Origin of the sequence: Nonomuraea sp. NPDC049725 (genome assembly GCF_040674795.1) — a bacterium.
Lineage (GTDB): Bacteria > Actinomycetota > Actinomycetes > Streptosporangiales > Streptosporangiaceae > Nonomuraea > Nonomuraea ceibae.
In genome coordinates this window covers 122,175-148,188 of record NZ_JBFANJ010000010.1, presented here as the reverse complement: position 1 = coordinate 148,188, position 26,014 = coordinate 122,175, and the positions used below count along the sequence as shown (strand labels likewise).

The following is a 26,014-nucleotide window of genomic DNA, read 5'->3' as shown; positions in this document are numbered from 1 at the left end:
AACGATTCCTTACGCGAACGGGAAGGCGATGATGCCCTTGGCCACCAGACGGACGTAGAGGTCGGCGCCCATGACGGAGAACATCGAGGCCCAGGCCCACTGCTGGTGCTTGGCGTTGAGCTTGGAGACGAGGGTCCAGGCCTTGTAGCGGAACGGGTGGCGCGAGAAGTGGTTGAGCCGGCCCGCGGTGATGTGCCTGCAGGAGTGGCAGCCCAGCGTGTAGCCGAGGATGAGCACGGCGTTGGCCAGCAGGATGTAGCTGCCGAGGCCGAGCGGCTTGTGGACGAGCGCCAGGATCGCGTCGTAGGTGAGGATCGCGCCGATCAGCAGGGCGAAGTAGAAGAAGTAGCGGTGGATGTTCTGCATGATCAGCGGGAAGCGGGTCTCACCGGTGTACTTGCCGTGCGGCTCCTGCACCGCGCACGCCGCCGGCGACAGCCAGAACGAGCGATAGTACGACTTGCGGTAGTAGTAGCAGGTCAGCCGGAACCCGCCCGGCAGACCGAGGATGAGCAGCCCCGGCGGCAGCGCGTACCAGTCGCCGATCGGAGCCCACCCGAACAGCCGGGCGCCGTCGCACACCGCGGAGGTCGTCAGGCAGGGCGAGGCGAAGGGGGCGATATAGGGCTCGACGAAGTTGCTCGTGTCGATGATCGCCCACACCCCGTAGACCAGGAATGAGCTGAGCCCGAGAAACGTCAGCAGCGGGGTGATCCACCATCGGTCGGTGCGCAGGGTGCGCACCTTGACTTGGGCACGCTGCCTTCTCACTGGAGCGTCGGGCGTCGTCTGGGTCATCGCGGACCTCTCCACCTCCCGCGGACCCCGCACGCCTGGGGTCCGGGTCGTCTGTCTGGCGCGCACATGTGGCGGGCGCTGTGCTCCGCTCCGGCGCGCGTTGGTGTGGGATACGTTACGACGCCCGCATACGGATTTGTGAGAAGCATCACTCACTTTTTCCAGGACGACCTGTGATTCCTGTCACGTCCGCCGTCAGGCGCGCAACCCCTGGTTGGGCAACTTCACCACAGTCACAAAAAAGTTATCGATTTGACGGACAACTCTTATGAACTGCTGAAAATCGACCGGTTTTGCGACATACGCATTCGCGTGCATCTTGTAGCTGAGCAGGATGTCCTCCTCGGCCTCCGAGGTCGTCAGGACCACCACCGGGATGGTCCGCAGATCCTCGTCGAGCTTGACCTCCTCCAGCACCTCCAGCCCGCTCTTCCTGGGCAGGTTGAGGTCGAGCAGGATCAGGTCGGGCCGGGGCACGCCGGTGTGCGCGCCCTTCTGGCGCAGGAAGTCCATCGCCTGCTCGCCGTCGTTCACCACGTGCAGGCGGTTGCTCACCTTGTTGAGCTCGAACGCCTCCCGCGTCAGCAGGATGTCGCCCTGGTCGTCCTCGACCAGGAGCACCTCGATCGGGCGCCAGTCATTCATCGTCGTCTCCCGCGGCCGGTAGCGTCCATCGGAACGTCGTGCCCGGCCCCTCCGCGTCGCCGTCGAGCCACAGCTGCCCGCCGTGATACTCGACAATCTTGCGGCAGAGCGCGAGCCCGATGCCCGTACCTGGATACACGTCCCGCGGGTGGAGGCGCTGGAAGATGAGGAAGATCCGGTCGGCGTACTTGGGCTCGACGCCGATGCCGTTGTCGGAGCAGCTGAACTCCCACATGCCGCCCTTGCGGGTGACGCCGATGTGCACGCGGGGCGGCTGCTCGCCGCGGAACTTGACGGCGTTCTCGATGAGGTTCTGGAAGAGCTGCGTGAGCTGGACGCGGTTGCCGACGACCTCGGGCAGCTCGTCGGCGGTGACGGTGGCCTCGACGTCCTCGATCATGCCCGAGAGGTTGACCAGCGCCGCGTCCAGCGCGGGCCGCGTCTCCACCACGGTCCGGCCGCTGGTCACCCGGCCGACCCGGGAGAAGTCGAGCAGGTCGTTGATGAGGAGCTGCATGCGCTTGGCGCCGTCGACGGCGTAGTGGATGTACTGCTTGGCCCGCTCGTCGAGCTGGTCGCCGTAGCGCTGTTCGAGCATCTGGGTGAAGCTGGCGACCTTGCGCAGCGGCTCCTGAAGGTCGTGGCTGGCCACGTACGCGAACTGCTCCAGCTCCCCGTTGGAGCGGCGCAGCTCGTCGGCCTGGTCCTGGGCGATGCGCCAGTTCGACAGGATGCGCCGGCGCATCGAGTCGACGTGGCTGGACAGCTCGGCCAGCTCGGCGGGCCTGGCCACGCCGAGGCGGTGGTCGAAGTCGCCGCCCGCGACGGCGCGCACCTGGTCGGTGAGCCGCGCGATGGGCTTGAGCACGGTGAAGCGGACGATGAGCACCAGCGCCAGGACCGAGGCCAGCAGCACCGAGCAGAGCACCACGAGCAGCACGGTCAGCCGGTTCACCTGGGCGGCGATCTCGGGCCGGGGCTCCAGCACGCTCAGCTCGGAGATCATCATCATGATCAGCGTGGCCGAGGTCAGGAACGCGACCCCGGTGAGCGCGCCGGTGATGAGGAACCAGCGGGCGAGCGGGATCCGGCCGACTCCGGTGGCGGGCTTGGCCGGAGGCAGCGGGTTGATGCTCATGAGGCGCTCCTGCGGACGAGCACCGCGGCGAGGTCGTCGCTGAGGGTGCCCACGTGTCGGATGAGCCGGTCGAGGTCGATGACGCCGTGCTGTTTGACCAGGCTGACCAGGCCGTCGACGCCGAGCTCGCCGCCCTGCCCGGCGGCGGCCTCGATGAGCCCGTCGGTGTAGAGCATCATCGACCACCGCTCGCCGAGCGGCACGTCGATGACCGCCCACTCGCGGTCGGGGAAGATGCCCAGCGGCGGGCCGGACGGGGTGCCCTCGACGATCTCGACGACGCCGTCGCGCAGGAGCACGGGCGGCGGGTGCCCGGCGACCCGCATCGCGGCGTGGCTCAGGTCCGGGCTGATCCTGGCCGTGCAGAGGGTGGTGAAGATCTCCGGCGCCTTGCGCTCGGCGCGCAGCAGCGTGTCCATGGTCCGCAGCAGCGGGTCGCCGTCCATCCCGGCGAGCACGAGCGTGCGCCAGGCGATGCGCAGCGAGACGCCGAGCGCCGCCTCGTCGGGGCCGTGCCCGCACACGTCGCCGATGACGACGTGGACCGCGCCGTCGGGGGTCTGCACGGTGTCGAGGAAGTCGCCGGCCAGCCGCTGGCCCTGCGAGCCCGGCAGGTAGCGGGTGACGTGCTCCAGGTCGTGGGTGCGCAGCAGCGGGGTGGGCAGCAGGCCGTTCTCCAGCCGGGCGTTCTCCTCGGCGGTCAGCTCGGCCTTCGTCAGCGCGATGTGGGCCAGGTCGGCGCGTTTGCGTTCCATCGCGTAGCGGACGGCCCTGGCCAGCAGGCGGGCGTCGATGTCCTGCTTGACCAGGTAGTCCTGGGCGCCCGCCTGGACCGCCGCCACGCCGACGTGCGCGTCGCGCAGCCCGGTCAGCACCAGGACGGCCGCGTGCGGGGCCATCGCCAGCACGTGCTCCAGCGCCTCCAGGCCGGTGGCGTCGGGCAGCGACAGGTCGACCAGCACGCACTGGATGTGGGGGGTGAGCTTGGCCCTGGTCTCCGCCAGGCTGCGGGCCCAGGTGATCCGGGGCGGCGCCGCGGCCTGCTTCAGCAGCTCCTCCACGAGGAACGCGTCTCCGTCGTCGTCCTCGATCAGCAGGAGCGTCAGCGTTTCGGATAGGGATGCCGTCACAAACGCCTCTTCGCTGGAGATAGGCCGTCCGCTCATTCTGCGATGAGCTCGACCCCTTGGGGAAGGGTACCCTCCTGACCAGCTTCGACGACGAATGTGAGCAATGTAGTCCGAAACGCTTGGGCCGCCCGTGTCGGCTCCACGTCGCGCCGGTGCGCCAGCGCTATCGTCCGGCTCAGCCCCGGCGGGGCCAGCGGCGTCCCGGCCAGCCCCGGCCGGCCGTCGAGCACCATCGACGGCACCACCGCCACGCCCAGCCCGGCCTCCACGAACCGCAGCACCGCGTCCATCTCGCCGCCCTGCACCGCGAACCTCGGCTCGAACCCCGCCTGCCGGCACGCCGTCAGCGTCGCCTCCCGCAGGTCGTAGCCGCGCCGGAACATCACCATCGGCCGGCCGCGCAGGTCCTCGATCCGCATGTACGGTTTGCGCAACCGCTCATGGGAGGGCGCCACGACCACCAGGTTCTCGCGCAGGATCTCCTCGGTCAGCAGCGCCGGGTCGTCATGCTGCAACGGCATGATGATCAGCGACAGGTCGAGCTGCCCCCGCGCCAGCGCCCGCACCAGGTCACGCGAGCCGCCCTCCTCCACCAGCAGCTCGATGCCCGGGTAGGCGTGGTTGAAGCGGGCCAGCACGTCGGCCATCAGCCCCGCGCACAGCGACGGCGTCGCCCCCAGCCGCACCCGGCCGCTGCGCAGCCCCGCCAGCTCGGCGACCTCCCGCCGGGCCGTCTCGGCGTCCTCCAGCATCCGGCGCGCCAGCGGCAGCAGCGCCTCACCGGCCGCCGTCAGCGTGACGTTGCCGCGCGCACGGGAGAACAGCGGGGCCCCGAGCTCGGTCTCCAGCGCCTTGATCTGCTTGCTGAGCGACGGCTGGGCGACCCGCATCCGCTCGGCCGCATGGGTGAAGTGCCTGGTCTCGGCCACCGCTACGAAGTACGCCAACTGCTGCAACTGCATGTGATTTTCCTCGCACCGGCGGACTCGCTGGCTTTTATGCCGGCCATACAAACCAGACATCATAGCCTTTGGCTATGGAAACCAGGCCCGCGATGACTTGGACGGATCATCGCTGGTTACCCTAGCTTCAGAAGATGTGACAGCCACGATAGAGCGCGGCGCCGCCACCGCGCCCGTTACCTCCCCAGCACCCGTGAAGAAGCCAACGCGCAAGCGGCCCCGCGGGTTCCTCAGCTCGTCCAACGGCAAGAAAGCCGTCATGGCCGTCACCGGCGCCGTGATGGTGCTCTTCCTGATCGGCCACATGCTGGGCAACCTCAAGATCTTCATCAGCAAGGACTCCTTCAACGAGTACGCGCACGCCCTGCGCACGCTGCTGGAGCCGCTGCTGCCCTACCGGACGCTGCTGACGATCGTGGAGATCGCGCTCGTCCTGTCGGTCGTGCTGCACATGTGGGCCGCGATCTCGCTGTCGCGCCGGGCCCGCTCGGCCCGCCCGGTCAAGTACGTCGCCAAGAAGTCGCAGGCCACCGGCTACGCCACGCACATCATGCGGTTCGGCGGCCTGACGATCGCGCTGTTCGTCGTCTGGCACCTGCTCGACCTCACCTTCGGCGTCGTCAACCCCAAGGGCTTCGACTCCACCCCGGCCGACCGCATGATCGCCGGGTTCGACCCGTCCCGCTGGTGGGTCACGCTCATCTACCTCGTGGCCGTCGTCATGGTCGGCCTGCACCTGCGCCACGGCGTGTGGAGCGCCTTCCAGACGCTCGGCTGGGCCAACCGTGACCGCAACAAGGCGCTGCGCCTGAGCGCCGGCCTGCTGTCGGCCGTCCTGGTCGTCGGCTTCCTCGCCCCGCCGCTCGCCATCATGTTCGGAGTCGTGCAATGAAGTACACCGAGGGCCCGGAGATCCGGGACACCAAGGCGCCCGAGGGACCCATCGAGGAGCGCTGGGAGAAGCGGAAGTTCAGCGCCAGGCTGGTCAACCCGGCCAACAAGCGCAAGCTCAACGTCATCGTGGTCGGCACCGGCCTGGCGGGCGGGTCCGCCGCCGCCACGCTCGGCGAGCTCGGCTACAACGTCAAGTCGTTCTGCTACCAGGACACGCCCCGGCGCGCCCACTCCATCGCGGCGCAGGGCGGCATCAACGCCGCCAAGAACTACCGGGGCGACGGCGACTCGATCTACCGGCTGTTCTACGACACCGTCAAGGGCGGCGACTTCCGCGCCCGCGAGTCGAACGTCTACCGCCTGGCCCAGGTCTCGGTGAACATCATCGACCAGGCCGTGGCCCAGGGCGTGCCGTTCGCCCGCGAGTACGGCGGCCTGCTCGACACCCGCTCGTTCGGCGGCGCGCAGGTGTCGCGTACCTTCTACGCGCGCGGCCAGACGGGCCAGCAGCTCCTGCTCGGCGCCTACCAGGCGCTGGAGAGGCAGATCGCCGCCGGCACCGTCGAGATGTTCACCCGGCACGAGATGCTCGACCTGATCGTCGCCGACGGCCGGGCGCGCGGCATCATCGTGCGCGACATGGTCACCGGCGAGATCGAGCGCCACACCGCCGACGCGGTCGTGCTCGCCACCGGCGGCTACGGCAACGTGTTCTTCCTGTCCACGAACGCCAAGGGCTGCAACACCACCGCCATCTGGCGGGCCCACGAGCGCGGCGCGTACTTCGCCAACCCCTGCTACACGCAGATCCACCCGACCTGCATCCCGGTCTCCGGCGAGTACCAGTCCAAGCTGACGCTCATGTCGGAGTCGCTGCGCAACGACGGCCGCGTCTGGGTGCCGCTGCGCAAGGACGACAAGCGCGCCCCCGGCGACATCCCCGAGGACGAGCGCGACTACTACCTGGAGCGGATCTACCCCGCTTTCGGCAACCTCGTCCCGCGTGACATCGCCTCCCGCGCCGCCAAGAACGTCTGCGACGAGGGCCGCGGCGTCGGCCCCGGCGGCCTCGGCGTCTACCTCGACTTCCGCGACGCGATCAACCGGCTCGGCCGCGACGCCGTCGAGAAGAAGTACGGCAACCTCTTCGAGATGTACGAGCGCATCACCGGCGAGAACCCGTACGACGTGCCGATGCGCATCTACCCGGCCGTCCACTACACGATGGGCGGGCTGTGGGTCGACTACGACCTGCAGTCGACGATCCCCGGCCTGTTCGTGATCGGCGAGGCGAACTTCTCCGACCACGGCGCCAACCGCCTCGGCGCGTCCGCGCTGATGCAGGGCCTGGCCGACGGCTACTTCGTGCTGCCGACCACGCTCGGCGACTACCTGGCGGACGGCCCGTTCGGCGAGGTCGACGAGGCGGCGGTCGCCGAGGCCGAGCTGAAGGTCCGCGACAGGATCGAGCGCCTGCTCGCCGTCAACGGCACCCGCACCCCCGACTCCTTCCACCGCGAGCTCGGCAGGCTCATGTGGGACTACTGCGGCATGGAGCGCACCGAGGAGTCGCTGCGCAAGGCCCTGGACCGCATCCCCGAGCTGCGCAAGGAGTTCTGGGAGAACGTCAAGGTCTCCGGCACCGCCGAGGAGCTCAACCAGGTGCTGGAGAAGGCCGGCCGCGTGGCCGACTTCTTCGACCTGGCCGAGCTCATGTGCCTGGACGCGCTGGTGCGCACCGAATCGTGCGGCGGCCACTTCCGCGCCGAGTCGCAGGACGCCGACGGCGAGGCCCTGCGTGACGACGAGGCCTTCGCGCACGTGTCGGCCTGGGAGCACTCGCCCGAGGGCGAGCCGGTGCTGCACAAGGAACCGCTCGTGTACGAGTACGTCAAGATGACCCAGCGGAGTTACAAGTGAACCTGACCCTTCGCGTCTGGCGGCAGAGCGGCCCTTCCGACGCCGGCCGGATGGTGACATATCGGGTTGAGGAAGTCTCGCCGGACATGTCGTTCCTGGAGATGCTGGACGTCCTCAACGAGCGCCTCATCCTCGAAGGCGACGACCCGATCGCCTTCGACCACGACTGCCGCGAGGGCATCTGCGGCATGTGCGGCATGGTGATCAACGGCGTCGCCCACGGCGAGCAGCGCGCCACCACCACCTGCCAGCTGCACATGCGCCACTTCGAGGACAACGCCACCATCACCATCGAGCCGTGGCGCGCCGCGCCCTTCCCGGTGGTGAAGGACCTCGTCGTCGACCGCAGCGCCTTCGACCGCATCATCCAGGCGGGCGGCTTCGTCTCCGTCCCGGCCGGCTCCGCCCCCGACGCCCACAGCGTCCCGGTGCGCAAGGAGGACGCCGACGCCGCCTTCGACGCCGCCACCTGCATCGGCTGCGGCGCCTGCGTCGCCGCCTGCCCCAACGGGTCGGCGTCGCTGTTCACCGCGGCCAAGATCACCCACCTGAGCCTGCTGCCGCAGGGCCAGCCCGAGCGCCTGTCCCGCGCCAAGGCCATGGTGGACCAGATGGACGCCGAAGGCTTCGGCGGCTGCACGAACACCGGCGAGTGCACCGCGGTCTGCCCCAAGGGCATCCCGCTCGACACGATCGCCCAGATGAACACGGACTACCTGAAGGCGAACGCCAAGTAGCCGCCGTTCCCGGCCTACCGTGCGTGCGTGAAGCTCGCGCGGTAGGCCGTCGGCGTGAGCCCCACCCGTTCGACCAGGTGCTTGCGGAGGGAGTCGGCGCTGCCCAGCCCGCTCTTCTCCGCCACCTGGTCCATCGGCAGCTCCGTCGTCTCCAGCAACTCCCTGGCCCGGTCGACCCGGCGGTGCAACAGCCACTGGAGCGGGCTCAACCCGGTCTCCTGGTGGAAACGCCTGGTCAGCGTACGGACACTGGTGCTGGCGTGCGCCGCCAGGTCGGCCAGCGTCAACGGCCGGTCCAACCGCGCCAGCGCCCACGCCCGCGTCGGCGCCAGCGACGTGCCCCGCTCCGGCGGCAACGGCGTCTCGATGAACTGCGCCTGACCGCCCGGCCGCACCGGCGACACCACCGCCGCCCGCGCCGCCACGTTCGCCACCGCCGCCCCGAAGTCCAGCCTCACCAGGTGCAGGCACAGATCGATGGCGGCCGCCGCGCCCGCCGACGTGAAGATGCCGCCGTCCTCGACGAACAGCAGATCGGGCTGCACCTTCACCGACGGGAACCGGGCCGCCAGATCCCCGGCCAGCCCCCAGTGCGTGGTGGCCCGCCGCCCGTCCAGCAGCCCCGCCTGGGCCAGCACGAACGCGCCCGTACACAGGGACGCGATGCGCGCGCCCGCCCGCTCCGCCTTCCGCAGCGCCGCAAGCACCTCCGACGGAGCCGGCTCGCCGCCGCTGCCCACGGTGATCACCGTGTCGACGCCCGCCACCGCCTCCAGGCCGTCCGTCACCACGATGTCCGGCCCCCCGACCGTCGGCACCGCCCCCGGCCGCGCCGTACAGATCCGCACGTCATAGTCCGGAACGCTGTTGAACACCATCAACGGGATCGACACATCGAAACTCAGCACCGGGGTCACGACCACGACGGCAATCCGGTGCCTGTCCTGAATTTCCGTCATGGCCAGATCCTCCGGATAGTTGGCATTCCGGCCACTAGGCTACGCCGCCGCCACCCGGCAGCGTGGTCGCCATGACCTTTCATGTGATCGTGGGCCGTGGCGCCGCCGCCTCGAAGACCGCACAACTGCTCGCCGAGGACGGCGAACGCGTGCGCATGATCAGCCGCGCCGGAGGCGGCCCCGGACATCCCCTCGTCGAGCGCATCGCCGCCGACGCCACCGACACCGACCGGCTCACCGAACTGGCCACCGGCGCCCGCACCCTCTTCACCACCGCCGCACCGCCCTACCACGCCTGGCCCGCCCAGTTCCCCGTCCTCGCCGCCTCCCTGCTCACCGCCGTCCGCCGCACCGGCGTCCCGTACGTGATGCTCGGCAACCTCTACGGCTACGGCCCCGTGGACGGCCCCATCCGGCCCGACTTCCCCCTGACGGCGACCGGGCCCAAGGGACGCACCAGGGCGCGCATCTGGGAGGAAGCCGTCGCCTCGGGCGCCAAGGTGACCGAGGTGCGCGCCGCGCAGTTCTACGGCGCCGGCGCCTACTCCGTGTTCAGCCTCATGGTGCAGCGGCCCGTCCTCGAAGGCAGGCTCGCCCTCGTCCCCCAGGAACTCGACGTCCCGCACAGCTACTCCGCCATCACCGACACCGCCCGCACGCTCATCGCCGCCGGACGCGACGAACAGGCGTACGGCCGCGCCTGGCACGTCCCCACCGCGACCCTGTCCGTCCGCGACCTCGCCGGCCGCCTCGCCCACCTCGCCGGCGCCCCGACCCCCCGCCTGGAGCAGCTGACCGAGCGGGACCTCACCCTGCTGGCGCTCACCGACCCCTTCTGGGCCGAACTGCACGAAGTCCTCGCAAAGCCCGGCCACCCCTTCGTCATCGACCACACCGAAACGGAGAAGATCCTCGGCATCACCGCCACACCTGTCGACACCGTCCTGAGCGACCTGCTCTAAACCTCATCGAAAGCCACATCCAATCGGCGTTCGGTGCCCCGCCGGGTCGCGCGCTGCCGGGTCGCGCGGTGCCGGGTCGTGCGCCGCCGGGTCGCGCCCGGTCGGGTCGTGCGCGGTCGGTCCGTGCGCCGCCGGATCACGCCCCGCCCGTCCGCGCCCCGCCCCTCCGCGCCCCGCCCGTCCGCGTACCGTAGGGCCGCGTATCGCCGGGTCGTGCATCTCCGTCGGCGCAGGGGTTGGAGGGGCCGTGCACCGCTGGGTCGCGCCCCGCCTGGTCCGCGCCGTTAGGCGGTGCACCGTTCGTCCGTGCGCCACCCGTCCGAGAGGGGCGGACGGCGCAGGTCGGGCCGCAAACCACCGGGCCGCAACCACCGGGCCGCGCACGACCGGGTCGCGCATCTTCCGGCCGCAGGCGGTCAGTCCGCACGTCGCCAGGCCAGCACCGTCGGGGCACGCATGATCCGGTCGCGCACCGCCAGACCCCGAATCGTCTGGCCGCAGGCCCGTCAGGCCGGCACCGTCGGGGCACGGACCGGTCGCGCACTACCCGCTTGAGCGCCGTTCGTGGGCGCACCCTCTGGCGGGCCACCGCTTGGCCACCGTGCCCCGTCCGCCCGTGCCCCGTCCGTCCGCTCGCCGTCCGTCCACCCGGCGTCCGCTCGGGCGGCTGTCCGCCCGACGGCCGTCCGTCCGCCGTCCGTCAGATCGTCCCCACCGTTAGACCTCCCGCCGTCAGGGCGCGCGCCGTTCCTCCGCCGTTCACCCGCTCCGCCGGGCCGCCATCCGCTGCCAGCTCACCTCAGGTCGGGCGCGGTCAGGTCGGGCGCGGTCAGGTCGGGCGCGGTCAGTCGCGGTCAAGTCGGGCAGGAGGCAGGTCGGCCGAGGGCAGGTCGGCCGGGGCAGGTCGGGCGGAGGCGCGGGCGCGGTCAGGGCGGACGCGGGAGGCCCCACCGTCGGGGTGCGGTCGCTCGGCTGGCGGGCTGGCGGGCTGGCGGGCTGGCGGGCTGGTGGAGTGGCGGGCTGGTGGAGTGGCGGGGTGGCCGGGGTGCGGTGTGTCCTGTGGGTTGGACGGGGCGCCCCGCTCGCCCAATCGTCTTGGGCACTGGGCAACCCGCCAGTCCGGACGCCGCTGGGTAACCCGCGCCTGCCTTGCGCGTTGGGCGGCGGGGAGGCGGTGGGTGTCTGCGCCGGTCGGTGGGTTTCACGTGAGGAAGTCCGACAGGACGGGGGCGAGCTTGTGCGGGGCCATCATGACGGCTCCGTGGTTGAGGCCGGCGAGTGTGCGGTGCTCGGCGTGCGGCAGGACCTCCACCAGCGCCCGGGCCGCGTCGTGGAACCCGGCGGGGCTCTTGCTCCCGGTCAGCACCAGCGTGGGCGCGACGGCTCCCGCCCATGCGGCCGCATCCAGAGGCCGCCCCTGCTGAGTGTCGCCCATCACCGCGATGTCGTACGGCAGCGTGGGCGCAAGCCTCTTGAGCGTGGACCACACGCCCGGCATCAGCCGCATCATGGCGACCATGAACGACGGCATCCCCTGCGCCCGCGTCATGAAGTGCTTGACCGCATCCCCGGGCCGGTCGGCGGCCAGCAGGGCGTCGATCTCCTGGGCGAACCCGGCCGGTGGGGCGAACCCGTCGCCCGTCACCGCGAACGGCGGCTCGTACAGGGCCAGGCGGTCGACGTTGAGGCCTGCGGCGGCGGCACGCAGGGCGAGCACCGCACCGGAGGAGCTGCCGAACAGCGACGCCGAGCCGCCCGCATGGTGGATGAGCGCGGCCACGTCCTCGATCTCGCGCTCCACGGTGTAGGCGGACCCGTCGCCGCTCGCGCCCCGCCCACGCCGGTCGTAGTTGATCACGGTGAAGCGCGGTGCGAGCAGGCGGGCGAGCTTGGCCGCGTCCTTGCGGTCGGCCAGCGCAGAGGCGACCAGGATGACGGCGGGACCGGTGCCGAGCTGCTCGAAGGCGATCGGGGTGCCATCGCGGGAGATCACGGTCGTGGTCGTGGTGGTGCGCATGGGGTGTTGCTCCGTTTCTGTCACGTTCTCGACCGTGTGACGGGTGTCGGGACAAAAAGGAATCGGTCCTCCTGGTAAGGGCGTGAGTGGGTACGTTCGAGCGCGTGACCCTCCAAGGCAGGCCGCCCGCGCCGGTCATCGCTGCGGCGGTGATGTTCGAGCTGGGCGTGTTGGTCGTGCTCGTCTCTGCGGTGGTCGGGATCTTCCAAGGTTTCTGGCCGCTCGTCCTGCTCGCCGCGATGGCCGCCTTCGCCGGTGTTTCGGCGGCGCAGGGGCTGTGGCGCGGCTGGCGAGGCTCACGGATCTTCCTGATGCTGGCGGGCGGGTTGCTGGTGCCGGCGGGGCTGTCCGTGCATGAGTCGTCGTCGGGGCCGTACGTACCGGGATATGGGCTTTTCGGTCTCTTCGTCGCTGCCTATGGGGTGGTGATGGCCGTGCTGGTCGTCGTGCCGGGATCGTCGCGGGCCTGGTTCGCCGTCAGACCAGCCCCGCCTCGTACGCCGCGATGACCAGGTGGATGCGGCTGCGCGCGTCCAGCTTGGTGAGCAGGTGACTGACGTGCGTCTTCACCGTGCTCAGGCTGAGGTAGAGCTGTCCGGCGATCTCGGCGTTGGACAGCCCCTTCGCGACCAGGACGAGCACCTCGCGCTCCCGCTCGGTGATGGCCAGCGGCGGGGGCGGCGCTGGACGCCGGATCCGCTCGGCGGCACGCGACATCAGGCTCCGGCTCCGCTCCACGGCGGGCGGCGCGGAGCTCACGAACTGCTGGATCAACCGCCGGGTGGCGGTCGGCGCCAGCAGCGACTCGCCTGACGCGATCACCTCGATGGCCTTGAGCAGCTCGGCCGCCGGGGTGTGCTTGAGCATGAAGCCCGCGGCTCCGGCGCGCAGCGCACCGTAGACGTACTCGTCCAGGTCGAACGTGGTCACGATGAGCACGCGGGTCTCGGGGCGGGCGGCGCAGATGAGGCGGGTGGCCTCGATCCCGTCCATCACCGGCATGCGTACGTCCATCAGGACCAGGTCGGGACGGTCCCGCTCCGCGAGCCGCACCGCCTCCGCACCCGTCGCGGCCTCACCGATCGCCACACATCCGGGCGCACTGTCGACCAGCAGGCGGAAGCTGCCCCTGATCTGCGGTTGGTCGTCGGCCACCAGCACTCGTGTCACTGAGGCAACCTCGCCATCACCCGGAATCCGCCCGGCGCGTGGGCGCCCGCCGCGAACTCGCCGCCGAAGACGCGCACCCGCTCGCGCAACCCCGTCAGCCCGTGCCCGTAAGGCCGCACCGGCCCGTGGCGGCCGTCGTCGACGACCTCCACGACCAGCCCGCCCTCCTGCCGCTGGATCCGGACGTCGACGTGCTGGGCGTCGGCATGCCTGACCACGTTGGTCAGCGCCTCCTGCACGATCCGATAGACCGTCAGCTCCATTTCTCCGTTCACCTTGCCGTCGATCGCCAAGTCCACTTCCAGCCCGGTCGCCTCGGCCCGCCTCACCAGCACGCCGAGATCGGCCAGGCCGGGAACGGGGGCGAGCTCCGCCCCGTCGTCGTCGCGCAGCACGCCGAGCAGCCTTCCGGTCTCGCGCAGCGCGGACCGGCTGGTCTCCTCGATCGAATGCAGCGCCCGGCTCATCTCGCCCTCGATGCCCACGTGGCCCGCCACGCCCGCCTGGACGGCGATCGTGCTGAGGCTGTGGCCGACGACGTCGTGTAACTCCCTGGCGATGCGCAGCCGCTCCTCCGCGGCTTGGGCCCGGGCGCGCTGCTCGGCGTGCTGGGTCAGCCGCTCGGTGTAGACCCGGCGTTGGCGCACGGTCGTGCCGACGGCCCAGGAGGCGACCAGGATCGCCGCCACCAGGGCTAGCTGCTCCAGCACCGTGTCGGTCACCGGCAGCTCGGCCACGCCCTGCCACCCCACGGCGACGGCCGCCACGAGGGGGACCGCGGCCCGGTGGCGTGCCGCCACCGTGTAAAGGGCGAGGGGCAGGCACAGCAGGTCGGCGTGCGGGAGCAGGAACTCGCGCATGCCGAGCCCCGCCGCCAGCACCACCAGGAACACCGCCCGCGGCCAGAGCCGCCGGACCGCGATCGGCAAGGTCGTCGCCAGAGCCGCCGCATAGTCGAACGCGTCGGGCGCCACGCTGCCGCGTGACGAGGCGAGCCCCACGAAGGCGGCCGCGAAGAACACGGCGACGCCTGCGTCGAGGCACAGCCAGGCCCGCTCGGGGACCCGGCTCAACAGCGGGGGACGGAGGTCTTCGCGCACGGAACGAAGGTAACCGGGGGCGGCGGGGCCGAACATCGGTCTCAGGACCGATGTGGAAAACCCTCGTTCCGGCCGATCGTGGAGCACGTGATCGAAGTGAACGGGCTCACCCGGCGTTTCAAACAGACCCTGGCCGTGGACGACCTCACCTTCGAGGTGCCGTCCGGCAGGATCACCGGCTTCCTCGGCTCCAACGGCGCCGGGAAGACCACGACCATGCGGCTGATCCTCGGCCTCGACCGGCCCACCGCCGGTCAAGCCACCGTCGGCGGCAGACCGTACCGAAGCTTGGAACGGCCGCTCACCCACGTCGGCGCGCTGCTGGACGCGACCGCGGTGCAGGGCGGGCGGCGCGCCGAGCAGCACCTGCGCTGGCTGGCGGCCTCCAACGGGCTCTCCACGCGGCGCGTGGGCGGGCTGCTCGACCTCGTCGGCCTCGGCGACGCGGCCGGCAAACGGATCGGCGGCTTCTCCCTCGGCATGAAACAGCGGCTGGGCATCGCCGCGGCGCTGCTCGGCGATCCCGGCACGCTCCTGCTCGACGAGCCGGTCAACGGGCTCGACCCCGAGGGCATCCGCTGGACGCGGCAGTTGCTCAGGTCGCTGGCCGCCGAAGGCCGCACGGTCCTCGTGTCGAGCCACCTGATGAGCGAGATGGCGCTGACGGCAGACCATCTGATCGTCATCGGGCGCGGCAGGCTGCTCGCCGACGCGCCGATCGCCGAGCTGGTCCGGCCGGGGACGTCGTTGGAGGACGTGTTCATGGACCTTGTCTCGGAGGGCCGGGAGGAGGCTCCGGAGCGGGACGAGGGAGCTCGGGAGCGACGTGGGGCAGTTCAGGACATGAGGCATTCGGGGGTGCGCGATGGACACGGTCAACGCTGAGTGGATCAAGTTGCGGACCCTGCGTTCGACCTGGTGGACGATGGGGATCGCGGTGTTCGTCGCGCTCGTGCTCACCGCGCTGGGCGCCGGCGCCGTCATCTCGCGCTGGGACCCCGGTCACGCCCCTGACCAGGCCGCCATGGGCATCGTGGTGGCCGTGTACGTGGGCGTCATCCTGGCCCAGCTCCCGCTCGGGATGCTCGGTGTGATGACGATCAGCGGCGAGCACGCGTCCGGCATGATCGACGCCACGCATGTCGCCACGCCCGCAAGGTCGCGGGTCCTGCTGGCCAAGGCGGTGGTGCTGGCCGGCGCAGCGGTCGTCGCCTCGCTGCTCATCGCGGTTCCCGGTTATCTGTACGGGCGCGTGGTGGCCGCCGAGTTCAACCCGTCGGCACTGCCGGGGGAGGCGTGGCCGGTGATCGCCGGTGGCACCCTCATGATCGTGGCGACCACCCTGCTCGGGCTGGCGCTGGGCGCCCTCCTGCGTAACGGGGCGGCGGCGATGGCGGCGCTGATGGCGATCATCCTGTTGGTGCCGTTCGTGGCCCGCATGCTGCCCGGGGGCGAGTGGGGCAACTACTTATTGCCGACCTACCCGGCGCTGCAGCTCATCGGGCAGGTGCCGGCCATCATGCCGGGATGGGTGGCTTTCACCGTGCTCGGCTGCTGGGCGGTCATCCCGCTGGGCATCGCGGCCCTCACCGGACGGCGCTGAACGGGCTGCGCGCCGGGCCCCGTCCCGGGTCAGGGGAAGGGCGTGCGCGTGCGGACCTTGTGGAGGGGCCGTGTGGACCTGCTGTGGGCCCGGGGGCCTGCTGTGGGCCTGGGGAGGGCCGGTTGCGCCGTGGGGAGGGCCGGTTGTGCTGTGGGGAGGGCCGGTTGTGCTGTGGGAGGGGACGGTTGTGCTGCGGGAAGGGGCTGCATGGGCCGTCCCGGCCTTCCCATGCGTTGCGCACGGGAGGCCGGGACTGGGTGGGCGTCAGTGGGGGCAGGTGTCGCGGTATTCCTCGATGGCCGTGCCGCTCGGTGGCGGGCAGAGGAAGCGTTCGTAGCGGGTGTCGTCGTCGACGAACCTCTTCAGCCAGGCGACCATCGACTTGGCCATCGTGGTGTTCGTGGTCTGCGGGAAGAAGTGGCTGGCGTTGTTGAGCTCCAGATACGCCTTCTCCGACGAGGAGGGGATGCTCTCGTAGAACGGCTGGGAGTGGGTGGTGACCGAGGCGACGGAGTCGCTCTCGCCGCCGATGATCAGCGTCGGGACGCGTACGCCTGACCAGTTCTTGGTCAGGTTCCACGGCGCGAGCGGGACCGCGGCCTGCAGTGACGGGCGGTCGTCGGCGGCTTCGAGGGTGCCGCCGCCGCCCATGGAGTGGCCGGCCACGGCCAGGCGGGAGCCGTCGATGCGGCTGCGGATGGCGAGCGGGCTGTCCTCGACCAGCCAGTCCAGGGCGGCCAGGAGCTGGCGGCCGCGGCTGGCGGGCTGGTCGTAGCGGGAGTTGGTCTCGATGCCGATGACCACGAAGCCGTGCGAGGCGATGCGCGGGCCGAGCCAGTCGAGGCTGGACCAGGAGGCGGTGTAGCCGGGGGAGATGGCGATCGCGCCGAACGTGCCCTGGCTGGTGTCGTTCGGGTAGTAGACCTCTCCGCCGCCGAACCCGCTCACGCTGAGGGAGGAGACCGACTGGTCGGAGGTGGAGAAGGGGCCGCGGAGCGCTTCGAGGATGGCGTCGGTGGGGTCGGGGCCGCGCTCGTACGGGCCGGCGGCATGCGCGGGCAGCGCGATGGTTCCGCATGCCAGGGTCGCGGCCATGGCGATCTTCGCGATGGTCCTCGCTGGGGATGACGACATGTCGGGAACTCCAGGTTCTCGGGGGGTGCGACGTCGTCATTTTCAAACGGGGGTGAAGGGGACGCATCGGGTGAATCGCCGGTGTCAGGAGAGGAGGCGCGACAGTTCGACGCGTGAGCGTACGCCGAGCTTGGCGAAGACGTTGCGGAGGTGGTGGTCGATCGTGCGCGGGCTGAGGAAGAGTTGCGCGGCGACCTCCCGGTTCGTGGCGCCTTCGGCCACCAGGCGGGCGATGCGCAACTGCTGTGCGGTGAGCAGCCGCTCGGGGCCGTCGGCCGGCGCGATGGGCACGACGGTCTCGCCCGACGCGCGCAGCTCGGTCCTGGCGCGCTCGCTCCACAGGCCCGCGCCGAGGCGCTGGAACGTCTCCAGGGCGCCGTGCAGGTGTTCTCTGGCGGCTCCCGGCCGGCGTTCCCTGCGTAGCGCGACCCCGTACAGCAACTGCGTGCGCGCCGTCTCGAACGGGCACGCGTGCAGCTCCAGCGCCTCCCTGAACAGCTCGGCGGCCTCGCTGCCGGTGGCGAGCAGCGCCCGGCAGCGCGCCACGAGCGCGCGCCGGTCGGGGCTGCGCGTGCTGCCTGCCCAGCGGTCGAGCACCCGCAGCGCGGCCGAGGCACGCCTGCGGTCGCCGGTACGGGCCGCCGCCTCGATGAAGTGCGGGCTGGCCATGACCCGGATGACGACATGATCGTTGCCGCGATGGCCGCGCAGCTTGGCCGCCGCCTCCGCCGGACGTCCGGTGGCCAGGTCGAGGTGGGCCAGCGCCCAGTTGCCGAGGCTGGTGGCGATGCCGAGACCGTGGGATTCGGCCAGGTCCAGCGCGGCGTGGGCGCGTTCGCGGCAGCCTTGCGCGTCACCCTGTACGGCGGCGGCGTGGGCCAGCCAGCCGAGGTGACGGGCGGCGGAGTTGAGCTGCCCCGACGCCTGGGCCAGCCGCAGCCCGTCGGCGGCGTGCGTGGCCACCGACGAGTAACGGCCCAGCCAGAACTCCGCCTGGATCAGCGACTCCAGCAACTGGGGCACCACGCTGACCGCGCCGCGCCGGCGTGCGGTGTCGATCGCGCGGGCCGACAGCTCGATGGCCGTGGCGTCCTCGCCGAGCAGCAGGCTCGCCACGCAGGCCCAGACGAGGGTGGTGGGGTTGCGTACGGCCGGGGCCAGCGCGACGACCCGCCGCAGTGGCCCGGCCGCCGCCCGGTGCCTGCCGCTGAACGTCGCCGCGATCCCCTCCAGGTACTCGAACATGAGCTGCGTGTCCTGGCAGTCGTCGCTGCGCCGCAGGAGTGCGGCTTGGTGGGCGATTGCGTGAAATGTACGGATATCGCCGGACATGTAGCTGGCTTCGGCGGCATGCAGGAGCGCCTTGACCGCGACCAACCGGTCACGGTCCACCAGCCGGGCGGCGGCGGCCAGCAGCTTGGCGCTGGCGCTGTCGGCATGTCCGCTGAGCAGTTCCAGGCGCCCGTACATGAGCTCGGCCTCGTCGGTGACCACCGGGCGGTGCAGCCCGGCCAGCAGCGACCTGGCCCGGGGGAAGTCCCCGGACATCCATGCGTGCCGGGCCGCCGCGGCCAGCCATGCCGCCTTGCTCGCCTCGTCGCCGCCGAGCTGCGCGGCCCTCTCGTACGCGAGGGAGGGGCTGGGGTGACAGTGACCACCACCCGAGCCGCCTGGTCCGTTCGGCCCGCCTGGTCCCTGCGCCGCGTTGTCCGTGGTGGGCTCGTGGATTGTGCCCGGTGTGTGGCTTTGGCTTGGGGCGTAGATGGGTGGTGGGGCGGGGGCGTACGGGGTGGTGCGGGCGGCGGTGGAGGCGGCGGCGGCCAGGTCGGCGGCGAGTTCGTCCGGCGGGCCGTCGAGTGCGGCGGCGCGGTGCCAGGCTCCGGGCAGGCCGGTGAGCCGCCTCCCGAGCAGCCGGTGCACCTCCCGGCGGCGGGCCAGCGGGGCTTCGGCGTACGCGACGGCCCTCAGCGTCTCGTCGGCGAACACGTACCGGTCCCCGTCCGGCCGGATCACCCCCGCCCGCTCGGCCACCGCCAGCACGGCCAGCGGGTCCGTGGACCGAACGGGTGCCGCCTCGACGGGAGGATCGTCGGCGCGCCAGGAGGGAGGCGCCGGGATGGCCACGGGATCGCCCGTCCGGACGGTGGGCGGGTCGGCAAGTTCGCGCGGTCCCAGGGGCGCGGCCGTGGGCCGAGCGCAAGGAGGGCCCTCTGCGGCCTGGAGGAGATCGCTGGTGGGGAGGCCGGGGGCGGCGGCCAGGAGGAGGAGCAGGGCGCGGGTCTCGTCCGGTAAGCCCGTGAGTCGTTCGGCGTGTGCACGGTGGAGGCGTCCGCCGGGCGGCAGGGTGTCGGGCGGCGGGGCGAGCCCGGCGAGTTGCGCGGCGGTCAACGACTCGGCGAGTTCGCGCAGCCCCAGTGGGTTGCCGTGGGCGACCCGTACCAGACAGGCGCACAAGCCCTCCGAGGCCCGGCCGGACAGCAGGTCCCTGGCCAGCGCGTGGCTCGCGGTGTCGTCCAGCGGTCCGACGGCGAGGACCGGGACGTCGTCGGGCACCGGCGGGTCGCCCGGCGTACGGGCCGAGAGGAGGAGCGCGATACGTTCGCCGGCCAGCCGCCTGGCCGCGAAGCAGACCGCCTCGCGGCTGGCCCGGTCGAGCAGGTGCACGTCGTCCACGCACACCAGCACCGGCTGCTCGGCGGCGAGCTCGCGCAGGAACTCCAGCACCGCCACCGGCAGGGCCACCCCGCTTCCGGCCACCCCGGTGCGCAGCGCCCGACCGAGCACTCCGGACCGCACCCGATCGGCGACCGGCCGCAGCAGCGCGTCCAGCCCGGACAGCGGCAGGTGGGCCTCCTGCCGCACCCCGCGCGCCCGCAGCATCGTGAACTCGTTCGCCAGCGAGGCCGCCAGCTCCAGGACGGCGGTCTTGCCGATCCCCGGCGCCCCCAGCACCGCCAGCGCGCCCCCGTCACCGCCCCGTGCCCCGTCGAGCAGCCGCCGCACCGCTTCCTGCTCGGCGGCACGGCCATACAGCGTGGTGGACATGACCAGAGTGTTACTCGGGTGTGTCAAGCGATAAAGGGCCCCCTGTAAGGCAGGCCGTTTCACCGATAGCCAACCGCTCCAAAATAGTAAGCTCTAGGCATTACTATTTAGGCATGCACAAGCCTGAACGCGTGTTGGCGCGAGACGCGGAGTGGTCCGCTCTGGCGCAGTTCGTCGAGCATCCGGACAACCGCATGCGGCTGGGCGTCGTCTCCGGCCGGCGGCGCGTGGGCAAGAGCTTCCTGCTGCGCGCGCTGGCGGAGGTCTACGGGGGGCTGTACGTGACCGCCGTGGCGGAGGAGGGGGTCGTGCCGGCCCGGCGGAGGTTCGCCGGCGACATAGCCCGATATGCGGGCATCGGCCCCGAGCTGGTGGCCGACGCCGGCTGGGAGTCCCTGCTCACCACGGCCATCGACCTCACCGCTCGCCGCAACGGCCTGCTCGTCATCGACGAACTGCCGTACTGGATGGCGCATTCTCCTGAGCTGCCCGGTCTGCTCCAGTTGCTGTACGACCAGTCGCAGGCCGGGCTGGGCCAGGAGCGCGGCAGGGTGATCGTGTGCGGCTCGGCGATCTCGGTGATGAACGAGCTGCTGTCGGGGACGAAGGCGTTGCGCGGCCGGGCGTCGATCGATCTTCGCCTGCAGCCGTTCGACCTGCCGACGATGGCGCGGCACTGGGGCGTCGATGATCCTGCCGTCGCGGTGCGCCTGCACAGCGTGCTCGGAGGCGCGCCCGGCTACCGCAACCTCGCCAACGTTCCCGCGCCGCGGACCCTGGCGGAGCTGGACGGCTGGGTGGCGGCGACCGTGCTGGACCCGAGCCAGGCGTTGTTCTCGGGGAGCGAGGCGGAGTACCTGCTGCGGGAGGACCCCCGCTTCACCGGAAGCTCCCTGCACTACGCGATCATCAATGCGGTGGCCCAAGGCGCCACGAGCCCGGCCAAGATCGGCGGACTGCTGGAGCAGCCGCGTGGATCGCTGACGCGTCCTATCGAGGCGCTGGCCGGCGCGGGTTTCCTCCGCTACGACCACGACCCGCTCTGGGAACGGCGGCCGGTGATCACCGTCGCCGACCCGATCGTCCGGTTCCACAATCTGATCGCGGTTCCCCAGCGCGACCTCGTGGACACCAGCAGGTCTGCCGAGGCGTGGCGCCGGGCGCAGCCCACGTTCACGGCCCGAATCCTGGGCCCGCACTTCGAGGACTGCGCCCGCGCCTGGCTCCGCGCCCAGGACGCCGGCGCCGGCCAGGTCACCGCGACAGTGGTCAACGACGCCAGCGGGCGGGCCAAGCACGAGATCGACGTCATCGCCCTGGACAAGCGGTCCGGCCGGGCCGTCGTGACGCTGATCGGCGAGGCCAAGGCGACGATCACCAAGCGAGGCGTGGCGGACCTGGACCGGCTCGACCGGCTCCGGGCGCTGCTGGCGGAGCAGGGGCATGACACGTCGTCCGCGACCCTGGCCGTCTTCTCCCTGGAGGGTTTCCACGCCGATCTGAAGGCCACCGCGGATCGACGGGACGACGTGATCCTCGTCGACCTGCCGACGCTGCTGAAATGACCGCCCGTCAGGCGAATGTCCAGGCGCTGGTGGTCTCGATGCGGTGGCGCCAGAGTTTCTCGCCCTCGCCGCCCGGTTCCCAGCGGGCGGTGAAGTCGAGCAGTGACCGGCAGCGGGCCAGCATGTACGCATGCCGGTCGGGCCACGGCGGCACCGGTCCGCCGTAGGCGTCGAAGAAGTGACGCAGGTGCGGCACGTGCTCCGGGTGATGCGATCGGACAATCCACTCACACCACGCCAGATCCTCCACCGGGCGGCCGGGATGCGCCCACTCCCAGTCGAGGATCGCCGCCGTCTCGAACGTCGCCGGGTCGAACAGCATGTTCTGCGGCCCGTAGTCGCCGTGCACCAGGCCGAGCCGGTGCAGCCGCGCCAGCGTGCGCCCGCACTCCGCCAGCACCTCCGCCGCCCGGCCCTCGTCGAGCAGGTCCTGGCCGTGCGCACCCGGCACGAACTGCATGCTCAGGCTCGTCTCGGTGACGGAATGCAGGCGCGGCACCGGCAGCCGCCCGCGCAGCCGCCGCAGGAACCGGCTCTCCGTCCCGAGCCTGATCCGCGCGTCGGGACCCTGGTAACACTTGACGACCAGGGCGCCGTCTCCGACCGTGCTGTTGGTGTAGCCGTGCTCCACAGCCAACGATTCTGGCGCACTCCCGGGCCCGCGTCAGCCCTGGAAAAATGGATTGCTGGAGCGGCAACGACTTTGTCAACCTTGACAGGCTATGCGCTCCCTTCCCGAAGCCGATCCCGGCGTGCCCGACATCCGAAGCCCGCTGCGCTACCTCTGGTGGAACGCCCGTCGCCAAGGCCGTCAGCTGCTGGCAGGCATCGGGTTCGCCACGCTGTGGTGGCTCGTGCAGTCGCTCGTGCCCGCAGTGCTCGGCAAGGGCATCGACGCCGTCACGGCCAAGGACACCCGCGCGCTGCTGACCTGGTCGGGAGTGCTGCTGGCGCTCGGGCTGGTGCAGGCGTTCAGTGGGATCATGCGGCACCGGTTCGCCGTCTACAACTGGCTGGCCGCCGCCTACCGCACCGTCCAGCTCACCACCCGGCAGGCGGCCAGGCTCGGCGCCACCCTGCCCAAGCGGCTGTCGACCGGCGAGGTGGTCAGTGTCGGCAACTCCGACATCGCGCACATCGGCAGCTCCATGGACATCCTGCTGCGCGGCACCGGCGCCGTCGTGGCGATCGTCACCGTGACGGTGATCCTCATCTCCACCTCGCTGCCGCTCGGCCTGCTCGTGCTGGTCGGCGTGCCCGTCATGGCGGGCGCCGTCGCGCCGCTGCTCAAGCCCCTGCACAGGCGGCAGCACCGGCAGCGCGACCTGACCGGCGACCTGTCCACCCGGGCGGCCGACATCGTGGCCGGGCTGCGGGTGCTGCGCGGCATCGGCGGCGAGCGGGTGTTCGCCGAGCGCTACCGCGAGGAGTCACAGCGGGCGCGCCACGCCGGCGTCTCCGTCGCACGCGTCGAGTCGCTGCTCGAAGGCGCCCAGATCCTGCTGCCGGGCCTGCTCATCGCGCTCGTCACCGGCGTCGGCGCGTCCTTCGCGCTGTCCGGCCAGATCTCCGTCGGCCAGCTCGTCGCCTTCTACACCTACGCGGTCTTCCTCATCGGGCCCATGCGCACGCTCACCGAGGCGGCCGACAAGCTGACCAAGGGCCACGTCGCCGCCCGCCGCGTGGTGCGCATCCTGTCGATCGAACCCGAGGTGACCGGCGGCTCCGGCGCCAGCGCGGGCGGCGTGCTGCGCGACTCCTACAGCGGCGTCACCGTACAACCCGGCAGGCTGACCGCGCTGGCCGCGAGCAGCCCCGAGGACGCCGCCGCCATCGCCGACCGCCTCGGCCGCTACTCCGACGGCGACGTCACCTTCGGCCCCGCCGAGCTCGCCACGCTGCCCCTCGACGAGGTACGTGAGCGCATTTTGGTCGCCGACAACGGCGCCCGCCTGTTCACCGGCCCGCTGCGCGATGAGCTCGACGTACGCGGCGGCGCCTCCGCCGAACGCGTCCGCCAGGCCCTCCACGACGCCTGTGCCGAGGACATCGTCGAGGCGCTGCCCGACGGGCTCGACGCCGAGGTGGCCGAGGCCGGGCGCGAGTTCTCCGGCGGTCAGCAGCAGCGGCTCCGGCTCGCCCGCGCGCTGATCGCCGACCCGGAGGTGCTCATCCTCGTCGAGCCGACCAGCGCCGTCGACGCCCACAGCGAGGCCCGCATCGCCCAGCGTCTCGCCGACGCCCGCGCCGGCAAGACCACGCTCATCTGCACCACCAGCCCGCTCGTGCTCGACCGTACCGACCACGTCTTCTACGTCGAGGACGGTCGCGTACGAGCCGAAGGCGCCCACCGCGACCTGCTGGCCACCGCGCCCGCCTACGCCGCGACCGTCACCCGAGGGGAGGACTGACGAGATGGCCCGCGAGATCCTGCCCGTCGCCGATCAGAAACAGGTGCGCGCCTACGCGCGGCGGCTCACCCTGAAGTACCCGCGTCAGCTCGCCGGCGCGCTCGGCCTGCACGGGCTCGCCGCCGTCGCGGGCCTGGCCGTGCCGTGGCTGCTCGGCAATCTCGTACGTGACGTCGAGACGGGCGCCGAGGTCAACGCGTTCGTGGTCGCCGCCGGCATCGCCGGATTCCTGCTGCTGCAGGGGACGCTGGTGCGCTACGCCGTGCTCGCCTCGTCCAAGCTCGGCGAGAAGGTCCTCGCCGAGCTGCGCGAGGAGTTCGTCGACCAGGTGCTCGCGCTGCCGCTCTCCACGGTCGAACGGGCCGGCGCCGGCGACCTGCTCACCCGTACGTCCCGCGACGTCGACTCCCTGTCCAGGACCGTACGGCACGCCGTGCCCGAGACGCTGATCGCGGTCGTCACGTTCACGATCACCATCGGCGCGATGCTGCTCGTCGGGCCGCTGCTCATGCTGCCCATGCTGGTCGCGGCGCCGCTGCTCTACTTCAGCACCCGCTGGTACCTGAAGCGGGCCCGTGACGGCTACCTGCGGGAGAACGCCGCATATGCCGACATGACCGAAGGGCTGGCCGAAACCGTCGAGGGCGCCCGCGCCATCGAGGCCCTCGGCCTCCAGCAGCGCCGCCGCGAACGCACCGACCGCGACATCAGCCGATCCTTCGCCGCCGAACGCTACACGCTGCGCCTGCGCGTCATCTGGTTCCCCTCCGTCGAGCTCGGCTACGTCGTCCCCGTCGTGGCCGCGCTGCTGTGCGGCGGCCTCTTCTACAGCTCGGGCTGGGTCACGCTCGCCCAGGTCACCGCCGCCACCCTCTACGCCCAGCAGCTCATCGACCCGCTCGACCGGTTCCTCATGTGGATCGACGAGCTCCAGGTCGGCGGGGCCGCCATGGCGCGGCTGCTCGGCGTCGCCAACGTGCCCGACGACCGGCAGCCCAGCGACGCCCGCCCCACCGGCGAACTGCTGGAAGCCGACGACGTCCGCTACGCCTACCGGCCCGGCCGCGACGTGCTCCACGGCGTGTCGCTGACCGTGCGGCCCGGCGAACGACTGGCGATGGTCGGCCCGTCCGGCGCCGGCAAGTCCACCCTCGGCCGGCTGCTCGCCGGCATCCACGGCCCCCGCACCGGCGCCGTCACCGTCGGCGGCGTGCCGCTCGTCGACCTGCCCCTGGACGACCTGCGTGGCCACGTCGCGCTCGTCACCCAGGAGCACCACGTCTTCAAGGGCACGCTGCGCGACAACCTGCTGATCGCCCGGCCCGAGGCCGACGACGACGCCGTACGCGACGCGCTCGCGGCCGTCGACGCCCTCGACTGGGTGCTCGCCCTGCCCGACGGCCTCGACACCGTCGTCGGCTCCGGCGGCCTCGACGTCTCCCCGGCCCACGCCCAGCAGCTCGCGCTGGCCCGCCTCGTGCTCGCCGACCCGCACACGCTCGTCCTGGACGAGGCCACCTCGCTCATCGACCCGCGCGCCGCCCGGCACCTCGAACGCTCCCTCGCGGCCGTCCTCGACGGCCGCACCGTCATCGCCATCGCCCACCGCCTCTACACCGCCCACGACGCCGACCGGGTCGCCGTCGTCGAGGACGGCCGCATCAGCGAGCTCGGCTCCCACGACGAGCTCGTCGCCGAAGGCGGCTCCTACGCGGCGCTGTGGCAGAGCTGGCACGGCACCCCGACCACCACCACCCGCTCCTGACCAGCGATAAAGCGAAACCAAAGCGGCCCTCGCTACCGTCGGCGCCGTCGATCCGACGA

The 26,014-nt window shown here is 71.6% G+C and carries 22 protein-coding genes; 10 read left to right on the top strand and 12 right to left on the bottom strand.

Annotation, left to right across the window (positions count from 1 at the left end; translation table 11 throughout):
- Positions 1 to 9: 9 nt before the first annotated feature.
- From AB0J53_RS26055 to AB0J53_RS26035, 5 genes are all read right to left on the bottom strand, one after another.
- Positions 10 to 798, bottom strand: coding sequence for a hypothetical protein (locus AB0J53_RS26055; RefSeq protein ID WP_219511478.1), 789 nt, complete (start codon positions 796 to 798; stop codon positions 10 to 12).
- 195 nt (positions 799 to 993) lie between these two features.
- Positions 994 to 1,443 carry a response regulator gene (locus tag AB0J53_RS26050; protein ID WP_364176747.1) on the bottom strand — a complete coding sequence of 150 codons (450 nt, stop codon included), beginning with the start codon at positions 1,441 to 1,443 and terminating at the stop codon, positions 994 to 996.
- Complete coding sequence (locus AB0J53_RS26045) at positions 1,436 to 2,581, bottom strand: ATP-binding protein (protein WP_364176744.1); 1,146 nt, start codon at positions 2,579 to 2,581, stop codon at positions 1,436 to 1,438. Before AB0J53_RS26045 ends, AB0J53_RS26050 begins: the two co-directional genes overlap by 8 nt.
- The gene (locus AB0J53_RS26040; protein ID WP_364176741.1) at positions 2,578 to 3,711 is read right to left on the bottom strand and encodes a fused response regulator/phosphatase; all 1,134 of its coding nucleotides are present in this window, start codon (positions 3,709 to 3,711) and stop codon (positions 2,578 to 2,580) included. The genes AB0J53_RS26045 and AB0J53_RS26040 overlap by 4 nt, the downstream gene beginning before the upstream one ends.
- Before the next feature lie 32 nt (positions 3,712 to 3,743).
- Complete coding sequence (locus tag AB0J53_RS26035; protein WP_219511486.1) at positions 3,744 to 4,673, bottom strand: LysR substrate-binding domain-containing protein; 930 nt, start codon at positions 4,671 to 4,673, stop codon at positions 3,744 to 3,746.
- A 193-nt stretch (positions 4,674 to 4,866) separates the two neighbouring features.
- Between AB0J53_RS26035 and AB0J53_RS26030 the strand changes: the two genes are divergently transcribed.
- The 3 genes from AB0J53_RS26030 to AB0J53_RS26020 are packed head-to-tail and all read left to right on the top strand — an operon-like array spanning position 4,867 to position 8,224.
- The gene (locus AB0J53_RS26030) at positions 4,867 to 5,565 is read left to right on the top strand and encodes a succinate dehydrogenase cytochrome b subunit (protein ID WP_308126070.1); all 699 of its coding nucleotides are present in this window, start codon (positions 4,867 to 4,869) and stop codon (positions 5,563 to 5,565) included.
- Positions 5,562 to 7,487 (top strand): fumarate reductase/succinate dehydrogenase flavoprotein subunit, encoded by a 1,926-nt coding sequence (locus tag AB0J53_RS26025; RefSeq protein WP_364176736.1) that lies wholly within the window; start codon positions 5,562 to 5,564, stop codon positions 7,485 to 7,487. The genes AB0J53_RS26030 and AB0J53_RS26025 overlap by 4 nt, the downstream gene beginning before the upstream one ends.
- A complete protein-coding gene (locus tag AB0J53_RS26020; protein ID WP_219511491.1) occupies positions 7,484 to 8,224 on the top strand; it encodes a succinate dehydrogenase/fumarate reductase iron-sulfur subunit in 741 nt (246 codons plus the stop codon). Before AB0J53_RS26025 ends, AB0J53_RS26020 begins: the two co-directional genes overlap by 4 nt.
- A gap of 14 nt (positions 8,225 to 8,238) precedes the next feature.
- Here AB0J53_RS26020 and AB0J53_RS26015 read toward each other — a convergent pair whose 3' ends face one another.
- Positions 8,239 to 9,183: a helix-turn-helix domain-containing protein gene (locus AB0J53_RS26015; protein WP_364176732.1), complete on the bottom strand. Its 945-nt coding sequence runs from the start codon at positions 9,181 to 9,183 to the stop codon at positions 8,239 to 8,241.
- A gap of 71 nt (positions 9,184 to 9,254) precedes the next feature.
- On the opposite strand from AB0J53_RS26015, the gene AB0J53_RS26010 reads away from it, so the two are divergent.
- Positions 9,255 to 10,145 (top strand): NAD-dependent epimerase, encoded by an 891-nt coding sequence (locus AB0J53_RS26010; protein WP_364176730.1) that lies wholly within the window; start codon positions 9,255 to 9,257, stop codon positions 10,143 to 10,145.
- Positions 10,146 to 11,346: 1,201 nt separating this feature from the next.
- Here the strand turns inward: AB0J53_RS26010 and AB0J53_RS26005 are convergent.
- On the bottom strand, positions 11,347 to 12,162 hold the full coding sequence (locus tag AB0J53_RS26005) for an alpha/beta fold hydrolase (RefSeq protein WP_364176727.1): 816 nt from the start codon (positions 12,160 to 12,162) through the stop codon (positions 11,347 to 11,349).
- A 104-nt stretch (positions 12,163 to 12,266) separates the two neighbouring features.
- Here AB0J53_RS26005 and AB0J53_RS26000 point away from each other — a divergent pair, with 104 nt between their 5' ends.
- Positions 12,267 to 12,671, top strand: a complete 405-nt coding sequence (locus AB0J53_RS26000; protein ID WP_364176724.1) for a hypothetical protein — start codon at positions 12,267 to 12,269, stop codon at positions 12,669 to 12,671.
- Here the strand turns inward: AB0J53_RS26000 and AB0J53_RS25995 are convergent.
- Both AB0J53_RS25995 and AB0J53_RS25990 read right to left on the bottom strand, forming a co-directional pair.
- A complete protein-coding gene (locus AB0J53_RS25995) occupies positions 12,640 to 13,332 on the bottom strand; it encodes a response regulator transcription factor (protein WP_364176721.1) in 693 nt (230 codons plus the stop codon). The genes AB0J53_RS26000 and AB0J53_RS25995 overlap by 32 nt on opposite strands.
- The gene (locus AB0J53_RS25990) at positions 13,329 to 14,432 is read right to left on the bottom strand and encodes a histidine kinase (RefSeq protein WP_219511503.1); all 1,104 of its coding nucleotides are present in this window, start codon (positions 14,430 to 14,432) and stop codon (positions 13,329 to 13,331) included. Before AB0J53_RS25990 ends, AB0J53_RS25995 begins: the two co-directional genes overlap by 4 nt.
- An 87-nt stretch (positions 14,433 to 14,519) precedes the next feature.
- Between AB0J53_RS25990 and AB0J53_RS25985 the strand changes: the two genes are divergently transcribed.
- Both AB0J53_RS25985 and AB0J53_RS25980 read left to right on the top strand, forming a co-directional pair.
- Positions 14,520 to 15,317 (top strand): ATP-binding cassette domain-containing protein, encoded by a 798-nt coding sequence (locus tag AB0J53_RS25985; protein ID WP_364176718.1) that lies wholly within the window; start codon positions 14,520 to 14,522, stop codon positions 15,315 to 15,317.
- On the top strand, positions 15,298 to 16,035 hold the full coding sequence (locus tag AB0J53_RS25980; protein WP_364176715.1) for an ABC transporter permease: 738 nt from the start codon (positions 15,298 to 15,300) through the stop codon (positions 16,033 to 16,035). Before AB0J53_RS25985 ends, AB0J53_RS25980 begins: the two co-directional genes overlap by 20 nt.
- Before the next feature lie 264 nt (positions 16,036 to 16,299).
- On the opposite strand, the gene AB0J53_RS25975 is transcribed toward AB0J53_RS25980, so the two are convergent.
- The gene (locus tag AB0J53_RS25975) at positions 16,300 to 17,130 is read right to left on the bottom strand and encodes an alpha/beta hydrolase (protein WP_364176712.1); all 831 of its coding nucleotides are present in this window, start codon (positions 17,128 to 17,130) and stop codon (positions 16,300 to 16,302) included.
- A 123-nt stretch (positions 17,131 to 17,253) separates the two neighbouring features.
- On the bottom strand, positions 17,254 to 20,214 hold the full coding sequence (locus AB0J53_RS25970) for a LuxR C-terminal-related transcriptional regulator (RefSeq protein ID WP_364176709.1): 2,961 nt from the start codon (positions 20,212 to 20,214) through the stop codon (positions 17,254 to 17,256).
- Positions 20,215 to 20,327: 113 nt separating this feature from the next.
- Here AB0J53_RS25970 and AB0J53_RS25965 point away from each other — a divergent pair, with 113 nt between their 5' ends.
- Positions 20,328 to 21,779 (top strand): ATP-binding protein, encoded by a 1,452-nt coding sequence (locus AB0J53_RS25965; RefSeq protein ID WP_364176706.1) that lies wholly within the window; start codon positions 20,328 to 20,330, stop codon positions 21,777 to 21,779.
- A gap of 7 nt (positions 21,780 to 21,786) precedes the next feature.
- On the opposite strand, the gene AB0J53_RS25960 is transcribed toward AB0J53_RS25965, so the two are convergent.
- The gene (locus tag AB0J53_RS25960) at positions 21,787 to 22,410 is read right to left on the bottom strand and encodes a phosphotransferase (RefSeq protein WP_357589924.1); all 624 of its coding nucleotides are present in this window, start codon (positions 22,408 to 22,410) and stop codon (positions 21,787 to 21,789) included.
- 121 nt (positions 22,411 to 22,531) lie between these two features.
- Between AB0J53_RS25960 and AB0J53_RS25955 the strand changes: the two genes are divergently transcribed.
- Both AB0J53_RS25955 and AB0J53_RS25950 read left to right on the top strand, forming a co-directional pair.
- Positions 22,532 to 24,190 (top strand): ABC transporter ATP-binding protein, encoded by a 1,659-nt coding sequence (locus tag AB0J53_RS25955; protein ID WP_308126071.1) that lies wholly within the window; start codon positions 22,532 to 22,534, stop codon positions 24,188 to 24,190.
- Positions 24,191 to 24,194: 4 nt separating this feature from the next.
- Complete coding sequence (locus AB0J53_RS25950) at positions 24,195 to 25,955, top strand: ABC transporter ATP-binding protein (protein WP_364176702.1); 1,761 nt, start codon at positions 24,195 to 24,197, stop codon at positions 25,953 to 25,955.
- Positions 25,956 to 26,014: the final 59 nt, after the last annotated feature.